This is a genomic window from uncultured Campylobacter sp., from assembly GCF_937890585.1.
Classification (GTDB): domain Bacteria; phylum Campylobacterota; class Campylobacteria; order Campylobacterales; family Campylobacteraceae; genus Campylobacter_A.
This window is the reverse complement of sequence record NZ_CALACG010000139.1, coordinates 1-7,859: the sequence shown is the minus strand read 5'-3', so window position 1 is coordinate 7,859 and position 7,859 is coordinate 1. Positions and strand designations below refer to the sequence as shown.

Genomic DNA, 7,859 nt, shown 5'->3' with positions numbered 1-7,859 from the left:
CCAAGTAGCCACGCATAGACCGCACCACTCGCGCAATCAAGCAAAAATATCCAAGGATCTCCCACGGCAAAAACTATCAAATTTGCTGGCCTCTCCTCGCCCTGCCACCATTTTCCACCAAACTCATCTACGCTGTTTAGGCGCACTAGCTCGCTCGCATAGTCGCTTTTAGAGCCAAAGCTGACATTGCAAATTTCAAAATTGCCAAGCTCAAATTTGCTTAAAAGCTTTGTAAATTTATCTGGGAAATTTACGCCAAGGCTCTTTTGTGCTTGCATAAACGCCAAAGTGTCCTTTTGCGGCAAAAGCCTCATGCCAGTTATGCCCTCTTGCTCTAGCGGCAAGAAAATTTGATCTAGTTTTTTAGCGATCTCGTCTAGTTTTAAAAACATATCGCTCCTTAAATTTGCTAAATTTTGGCAAATTTTATCAAATTTAACCCAGTGTGCTTTGAAATTTGGGTTATAATCGCCATAAATTTAAGGAGCTAGCGTGGTTAGATCATATCCTCTTGATATGCCTGGCGTGGAGTTTCGTGGGCACGGCGTAACTGGCATTTACGAGATGGGTGAGCGCATTGCATTTGTGCATTTTGCTTTTGGGGTGCCTAGCGAGCTAGAGATAGCTCAAAAGCTAACGCCAAACTACGTGCTACTAGATACATTTTCACGCGACTTTAGCGAGCATAAAAGATCAATGCTTACCTATAAGCAAAGCGAAATTTTCATAGCCAGCGACGCACTTTGCTACCCAGAAAATGGCTACTTCGTGCTAAATACTAGATACTACAAGGGCTACATAAACTCCCCAGCAAAGCTTATAAAGATAAGTGACGGGCAGATGAGCGAGCTCGGCGTTGCTAAGGAGCCTGTAAAAGAGATATATAACGACGCTAAAACGTATGAATTTGATGGCTTTTGCGTGCGAATGAGCTCGCCATTTATGATGGAGTGCAAAGAAATTTTGGGCGGCGCAGCGTTTAATTGCGAAGCAAAAGATGAAAATTTAAACGCTAATTTGCCGCCCAAAGAGCAGGGCGTAAGGATAGGCAAGACCATCTGGCGGCTAAAGCTTGGCGCATATCTCTACACGCCAGTTTGCCTGCGTGAGGGAGTGCTTTACTTTGGCACCGCTGGCAAGGGCGGAGATCTATACGCCGTGGATGCAAAAAGTGGCGAAGTGGTGTTTAAGTTTAAAACCAGTGGCACGGAGCATTTTGTTTGGATCAAAGGTCAAATTTTGCTCGCGAACCGCAAAAATAAGCCAGTTTTGATAAGCGCCAAAGATGGCTTGCTATTAAAAGAGATAGAGTTTGAGAAATTTAGACTTAGCACAGATCAGATCATGCTAGTAAGCGGTGGCAGGCTCTATGCTGTGGCAAATGACGGAGCTAAAATTTACGCAGTTTGCGCGGAAATTTAGCCTTGGCAAAATTTATCGCCAAAGCCGCAACGAGATAAATTTATCTCTTCTTTTTATATCTTTTTATCGCCTCTACGATGACCTCTTCTAGGTCGTCGTTTGGCTCTTTGTTCATATCATCATAGGTGTTTTCAAGGATAGTTTTTAAGTTTTTCTCGACGTAGCTAGTATCGAAAAATCCTCTTCTAAACTCTTTACTTTTGCTGATCGTTAGCAAAAATGGGATGATCGTTCGCACGCCCTCGATGGTAAATTCTTCAAGTGCTCTTTCAAGCTTATTTACCGCAAGATCGTAGTCAGTCGCCTTGACGATCAGCTTTGCGATAAGTGAGTCGTAAAATGGCGGTATGGTGTAGTCTTTATAGACGTGGCTATCGACGCGCACAGATGGGCCAAGAGCTGGGTAGTAGCCCTCGATAGTACCTGGTGCTGGGATGAAATTCTCCCAGACATTCTCAGCCGTGATCCTAGCCTCTATCGCGTAGCCGCGTGGTTTGATGTCGCTTTGCTCGATCTCTAATATCTCGCCCGCAGCGATCCTTATCTGCCTAACGACAAGATCATGTCCTGTGATCTCTTCGGTGATGCCGTGCTCCACTTGGATACGAGTGTTCATCTCCATGAAGTAAAAGTTGTTGTAGTCATCTAGCAAAAACTCGATCGTTCCTACGTTTGAGTAGCCCACAGCCTTTGCAGCGGCCACTGCGGTCACGCCCATGATCTTTCTTAAATTTTCACTAATCGATGGGCAAGGTGCGATCTCGATGATCTTTTGGTGGCGCCTTTGGATAGAGCAGTCACGCTCGCAAAGGTGGATGATGTTGCCGTAGTTGTCGCCTAAAATTTGAAACTCGATGTGGCGAGGATTGACGACAAGCTTCTCCATAAAAACTTCGTCGTTGTTAAAGTATGCTTTTGCCTCTCTGGTGCATGATTCAAAGGCATCTTGCATATCTTCTTCTTGCCAAACTTCTCTAATGCCGCGGCCACCACCACCACCGCTTGCTTTTAAGATGACTGGGTAGCCGATGCGCCTAGCGTGCTCTTTTATGGCGTCCATACTCTCATCATTTAGCTTCTCAGTGCCTGGCACTATTGGTATGCCGTTTTTCTTCATCAGATATCTAGCGATGTTTTTATCGCCCATTTTCTTGATAACTTCGGCCTTTGGACCGATGAAGATAAGCCCAGCATCCTCAACTGCCTTTGCAAATTCGTAGTTTTCGCTTAAAAAGCCGTATCCTGGGTGTATGGCGTCTGCTCCGCACTCTTTAGCGAGCTTTACGATCGCTTTGGCGTCAAGATAGCCCTTTATTGGGTCGTCGCCAACTTGATAGGCCTCGTCAGCGATCCTGACGTGCAAGCACTCGCTGTCCGGCGCTGTGTAAATTCCCACACTTTGGATGTATAAATCCCTACAAGCTCTGACTATCCTAACTGCGATCTCGCCACGGTTTGCGATAAGAATTTTATGTATCATAGACTATCCTTTTTGAGTTTTTCTTATCATATAACTATTCGTTTTATTTTTAGATAAATTTGTTAAGTCTGGTTTTAAAATTTGAGTGCAAAGGCTAAATTTACACTCAAATTTCTTTATTTGCTCAAATTTAGTCATCTTTGGATGATCTGTGGAAAAGGCGTGGCTAGGGCTTTTTTGCTAAAATCTTGCGACTCGATCGTAAAATTTGTAGCAAATCTTTGAATGCCCTCTTTTTTATAAGCACGCCTTTGGATGGTAAAAAGGACTAAATTTCCGCCTTGTTTGGTGTAGCGATATATCGAGTGCTCGGCTGTTGGAGTGCCATTTAAATTTGAAAATATCGTGATATCAAGATAAATTTCATTTGCCAGCGAGCCCTTTTTGTAAGCTACCTTTAGCCCTTTTTCTTTCATTTTATTTAGGTCATTTATCTTTTGCTCGACTGCTTGCTCGATCGTCGCTTCAAATTTGAGCGTATTTAGCGAGAGCATGTAGCTAAAACTCTCTGGTTTTTCGCCAGGGAGCAAGTACTCCTGCGTGAATAAATTTGGCACAGGCTTGGCTGAGCTTGCTAGCGAGTAGAGCCTGTTGTCAAATTTAACTTGCATGGGCTCAAAGTACTGAGTCGCTGCAAGCAAAAATATCGGCAAAGTGATAAATGCTAAAATTTTCTTCATCAAATTCCTTTAAAACGGATTTACTATCATTACCCAAATGATGATGAGCATCGCAACAGTCGGCACTTCGTTGTAGGCTCTAAAGAAGATGCCGCTTTTGTTACAGCGTTTTTCTTTGAGCTGCTTCATGTAGCGACCAAGGTCTAGGTGATAGATGGCCATTAAGATGACAACTAAAATTTTAACGTGGATGTGACCCATTTTTATGAGATCAGGCATAGCGACGATGATCAGCGCGCCAGTTACAAACGAGCCAATGAGCGCGACCCAGCCGATGTAGTGATACATCTTATACTCCATTACCTCGACCACTTTTACAAAGTCTGGCTTGTCCATGTTTTCTACGTGATAGACGTAGAGTCTTGGCTGATAAAACAACACTGCCATCCACGATATGAAAAACAAATAGTGCAGGTATTTTAAATAGAGATAGTATTCTGACATGGTGTCTCCTTATCTAAAAAGTATTTCTTTTCTTGCTTCAAATTCTGCCTTGCTGATGGCACCACTCTCGAAAAGCTCGTAAAGTCTTTTGAGGTCCTCTTCTTTATCTTTTAGCTTCACTCTCTCTTTTAGCTTGGCTTTTTGTAAATTTTTATCCACGCCACTGCCGACCAAAAACGCATCGATGATCCACCAGATGAACCAGATGCCTAAAAATATATATCCTATTAATATGATCTGCAAAGAGTAGCCTATAAAAAATAGTCCCATCATCAAAAAACCAGTGATAAATTTACCAAGGTAAATTCTATGTGCCCCAAGCCAGCCAGTAAATAGCCAAAGCGCGTATGCGACGTAGATGTTAGTTCCCATTTTCTCTCCTTTTTCTAAAACTTTGCCAAAGTATCATCACCACGCAAAGATCGATCATAACATCAGCGAAGTTAAAGACCGCAAAGTTAAACCACTTATGCCAAAAGACATAGTCCACGACGCCGCCATGGATAAACCTATCTGTGATATTTGAGGTGCCAGCTCCTAGCAAGCCACCAAGCCAGATAGCGTGCGAAAAGAGCAGCTTTTTTTCTACCAGCAGATAGATAAAAACGCCTAAGATAAGGGCTATTTGTATAAATTTAAGCCACTCATCTAAAAAGGCAAACATAGAAAATGCAACACCCTTATTATATGTAAGAACTAGCGAGAAAAACTCGCCGTCCCACGAAAAACCATCTATAAATATCATCTTTATCGCTTGATCAACGATAAAAATAATAAAAAACGCTATGAAAAATTTAACCAAATTTCTACGCATTTAGGGCTTTTACAAAAAATTTCTCAACTTCATCCATGCGTTTTTCAACTAAAGTTTGATTTTTGCCCTCAAGCAAAAGTCTGATCAAATTTTCAGTGCCAGAGTATCTAAAGAGCGATCTTATGCCATCTTTTGCAAGGCTAGCCTCAAGCTCTTTTAGCCCCTCTATCTTATCAAGCGGCTTTTTCTCTGTGATCTTTAAATTTAGCAAAATTTGCGGATATGGCTTTAGCTCGCCAAAAATTTCACTAGCTTTTTTGCCTTTTTTAAGCATCATCGCAACGACTTGCATTGAAGTAACAAGGCCGTCGCCAGTTTTAGCGTAGTCGTTAAATATGACGTGTCCGCTTTGCTCGCCGCCAAAATTTATGCCATTTTCTTTCATCATCTCAAGCACGTATTTATCGCCTACGTTTGAGCGAAGTAGCTTGATCTTGTGAGCTTTTAGATAGTCATCAAGCGCGGCGTTACTCATCACAGTAGCCACGATGGCACCGCCTTTTAGAGTCTTTTGCTCGTGCAAAAATGCAGCTAGTGAGCCAAGTATCGCATCTCCATGCACTACTTCGCCGTTTTCATCGACAACGACAAGCCTATCAGCATCGCCGTCAAGCGCAAAGCCGATGTCGGCACGCAGTCTTTTTACTTCGCTAGCTAGTTCTTCTGGGTGAAGTGCGCCGCAGTTTTGGTTGATGTTGCTACCATTTGGCTCGTCGTTTATGACGATGACGTCGGCTCCAAGCTCGCTAAATACAGTTGGTGCGACCTTGTAAGCAGCTCCGTTTGCCACGTCTAAAACTACTCGTAAATTCTTTAAATTTAACTCTTTTGGGAATGAATTTTTGATCTGCACGATATATCTGCCGATAACATCGTCGATTCTCTTGTTTGCGCCGATCTCTGTCATCGTCTTTTGGGCGTTTGCGATGAGCTCGTCGTCGTAGAAGATTTTTTCTATCTCGGCTTCTATTTTTTCATCTAGTTTGTTGCCAAAGCTGTCAAAAAATTTGATGCCGTTGTCGTAGTATGGGTTGTGCGACGCACTTATCATTATGCCAGCGTCACAGCGCATATTTTCTGTTAAAAATGCGATCGCAGGTGTTGGCATAGGGCCTATTTGGAGGACGTTGTAGCCAACCGCAGTGAGTCCCGCGACGATGGCAGTTTCTATCATATAGCCACTTTTTCTAGTATCTTTTCCGACCAATATCACATTTGTCGCTGAGGTCTTTCTAAAGTAAATTCCAGCTGCCATTGCAAGGCGCATAGATGTCTGAGCTGAAAGCTTTTCACCCGCCTTGCCACGAACACCGTCTGTTCCAAATAGTTTCATAAATTTATCCTTTTTATTATAAAATCGAACTATTTTATCAGAAAATAGCAAATTTAAAAGCTAAAAATTTTATTTCTCTTAAACGAGATTTAAATTAAGGTCAAATTTATTATAGTTTTCATATAATCACCGACTAAAATTATCAAATAAAGGTATATTATGGCAAACCATAAATCTTCTGAAAAAAGAGCCAGACAGACTATCAAAAGGACTGAAAGAAACAGATTTTACCGCACTAGACTTAAAAATATCACAAAAGCAGTGCGTGTAGCTGTAGAAGCTAAAGATATTGAAGCTGCAAATGAGGCTTTAAAAGTTGCTAACAAGAGCATCCACAGCTTCGTAAGCAGAGGCTTTTTGAAGAAACAAACTGCTGCTCGCCGCGTTAGTCGCCTTGCTCAATTAGTAAACACTCTAAAAGCTGCTTAATATATTAAATTTTAATGTTTGCTGATAAACTTCATCCATTTTTGGATCGCTATAACGAAATTTCTACGCTTCTAAGCGATCCAAATATAGCAAACGATATCGAAAAGATGACAAAGCTTTCAAAAGAGCAGTCATCTATCGAGCCAGTCGCAACTGCCGCAACAAAATATCTACAAATTTTAAATGACATCGACGAGAACAAAGCCCTGCTTGAGGACTCTGAGCTTGGCGAACTTGCAAAAGAAGAGCTAAAAAGTTTAGAAATTTCAAGAGAGAAACTTGAAGAAGAGATCAAAATTTTACTTCTTCCAAAAGATCCAAACGATGATAAAAATATATTTTTAGAAATTCGCGCAGGCACTGGCGGCGATGAAGCGGCACTATTTGCTGGTGATTTATTTAACGCATATATTAGATACGCAGAGCTTCGTGGATATAAATTTGAGATCGTTAGTCAAAGCGAGGGCAACACTGGCGGTTTTAAAGAGATCATCGTGCTCATAAAGGGCAAAGGTGCTTACTCGAGGCTAAAATTTGAAGGTGGCACGCATAGAGTTCAGCGTGTGCCAGAGACTGAGAGTCAGGGCAGGGTGCACACTTCGGCTGTGACTGTGGCTATCATGCCAGAGGTCGAAGATAGCGAGATCGAGATCAATCCAAATGATATAAGAGTTGATGTTATGAGAAGCTCAGGTCACGGCGGCCAGTCGGTCAATACAACTGATAGTGCCGTTAGGATCACGCACATACCAACGGGTCTTGTTGTCACAAACCAAGATGGCAAGAGCCAGCACAAAAACAAAGAAGCTGCGATGAAGGTACTAAAAGCTAGACTTTACGAGATGCAAGAGCAAGAGAGACTCGCAAAAGAGACTAGCGAGCGCAAGAGTCAGGTCGGCACTGGAGACCGCTCTGGCAGGATAAGAACATATAACTTTCCACAAAACCGCATAAGCGACCACCGCATAAATTTGACACTTTACCGCCTTGATGCGATCATGGCTGCGGGGCTATTTGACGAGATCATCGAGCCGCTTATCACGCACTATCAAGCTGAAGCGATGCTTGAAGCTGGCATTTAAAACACTGCTAATTTTATTTTATATTCTACAATCAAATTTTAACATTTCATCTAGTCCAAATTTGTGCTGAAATTTTATAAAACATAAGACTAAAATAGTACCTAGTAATATTTATTTGAAAAATTATCAAAATTAAATTTTTAAATTTAGCCTTATAAATAGCGTTATTTAGGAG

Annotated in this window: 10 protein-coding genes; 3 read left to right on the top strand and 7 right to left on the bottom strand. The window is 41.9% G+C overall.

Features of this window, described 5'->3' with window-relative positions:
- Positions 1-392: SMI1/KNR4 family protein (locus Q0296_RS03995; protein WP_298036809.1), on the bottom strand; the 392-nt coding region annotated here is incomplete at its 3' end.
- A 100-nt stretch (positions 393-492) separates the two neighbouring features.
- Here Q0296_RS03995 and Q0296_RS03990 point away from each other — a divergent pair.
- Complete coding sequence (locus Q0296_RS03990; protein WP_298036806.1) at positions 493-1,422, top strand: PQQ-binding-like beta-propeller repeat protein; 930 nt, start codon at positions 493-495, stop codon at positions 1,420-1,422.
- A 40-nt stretch (positions 1,423-1,462) separates the two neighbouring features.
- On the opposite strand, the gene Q0296_RS03985 is transcribed toward Q0296_RS03990, so the two are convergent.
- From Q0296_RS03985 to glmM, 6 genes are all read right to left on the bottom strand, one after another.
- Complete coding sequence (locus Q0296_RS03985; protein ID WP_298036804.1) at positions 1,463-2,902, bottom strand: acetyl-CoA carboxylase subunit A; 1,440 nt, start codon at positions 2,900-2,902, stop codon at positions 1,463-1,465.
- Positions 2,903-3,036: 134 nt separating this feature from the next.
- Positions 3,037-3,582 (bottom strand): hypothetical protein, encoded by a 546-nt coding sequence (locus tag Q0296_RS03980; RefSeq protein ID WP_298036802.1) that lies wholly within the window; start codon positions 3,580-3,582, stop codon positions 3,037-3,039.
- Positions 3,583-3,591: 9 nt separating this feature from the next.
- Complete coding sequence (locus tag Q0296_RS03975) at positions 3,592-4,026, bottom strand: CopD family protein (protein WP_298036799.1); 435 nt, start codon at positions 4,024-4,026, stop codon at positions 3,592-3,594.
- 9 nt (positions 4,027-4,035) lie between these two features.
- Positions 4,036-4,398 carry an NINE protein gene (locus Q0296_RS03970; protein ID WP_298036796.1) on the bottom strand — a complete coding sequence of 121 codons (363 nt, stop codon included), beginning with the start codon at positions 4,396-4,398 and terminating at the stop codon, positions 4,036-4,038.
- Complete coding sequence (gene lspA, locus Q0296_RS03965) at positions 4,388-4,840, bottom strand: signal peptidase II (RefSeq protein ID WP_298036794.1); 453 nt, start codon at positions 4,838-4,840, stop codon at positions 4,388-4,390. The genes Q0296_RS03970 and lspA overlap by 11 nt, the downstream gene beginning before the upstream one ends.
- A complete protein-coding gene (gene glmM, locus Q0296_RS03960; RefSeq protein WP_298036793.1) occupies positions 4,833-6,173 on the bottom strand; it encodes a phosphoglucosamine mutase in 1,341 nt (446 codons plus the stop codon). The genes lspA and glmM overlap by 8 nt, the downstream gene beginning before the upstream one ends.
- 159 nt (positions 6,174-6,332) lie before the next feature.
- On the opposite strand from glmM, the gene rpsT reads away from it, so the two are divergent.
- Both rpsT and prfA read left to right on the top strand, forming a co-directional pair.
- A complete protein-coding gene (rpsT, locus tag Q0296_RS03955) occupies positions 6,333-6,602 on the top strand; it encodes a 30S ribosomal protein S20 (protein WP_298036791.1) in 270 nt (89 codons plus the stop codon).
- Between the two features lie 14 nt (positions 6,603-6,616).
- The gene (prfA, locus tag Q0296_RS03950) at positions 6,617-7,684 is read left to right on the top strand and encodes a peptide chain release factor 1 (RefSeq protein ID WP_298036789.1); all 1,068 of its coding nucleotides are present in this window, start codon (positions 6,617-6,619) and stop codon (positions 7,682-7,684) included.
- The last annotated feature ends 175 nt before the right edge of the window (positions 7,685-7,859 follow it).

Bases quoted from the DNA above. Each gene is read 5' to 3' on its own strand.
- glmM (WP_298036793.1), bottom strand. From the start codon at position 6,173: ATGAAACTATTTGGAACAGACGGTGTTCGTGGCAAGGCGGGTGAAAAG.
- Q0296_RS03970 (WP_298036796.1), bottom strand. From the start codon at position 4,398: ATGGGAACTAACATCTACGTCGCATACGCGCTTTGGCTATTTACTGGC.
- Q0296_RS03980 (WP_298036802.1), bottom strand. From the start codon at position 3,582: ATGAAGAAAATTTTAGCATTTATCACTTTGCCGATATTTTTGCTTGCA.
- rpsT (WP_298036791.1), top strand. From the start codon at position 6,333: ATGGCAAACCATAAATCTTCTGAAAAAAGAGCCAGACAGACTATCAAA.
- lspA (WP_298036794.1), bottom strand. From the start codon at position 4,840: ATGCGTAGAAATTTGGTTAAATTTTTCATAGCGTTTTTTATTATTTTT.
- Q0296_RS03975 (WP_298036799.1), bottom strand. From the start codon at position 4,026: ATGTCAGAATACTATCTCTATTTAAAATACCTGCACTATTTGTTTTTC.
- Q0296_RS03985 (WP_298036804.1), bottom strand. From the start codon at position 2,902: ATGATACATAAAATTCTTATCGCAAACCGTGGCGAGATCGCAGTTAGG.
- prfA (WP_298036789.1), top strand. From the start codon at position 6,617: ATGTTTGCTGATAAACTTCATCCATTTTTGGATCGCTATAACGAAATT.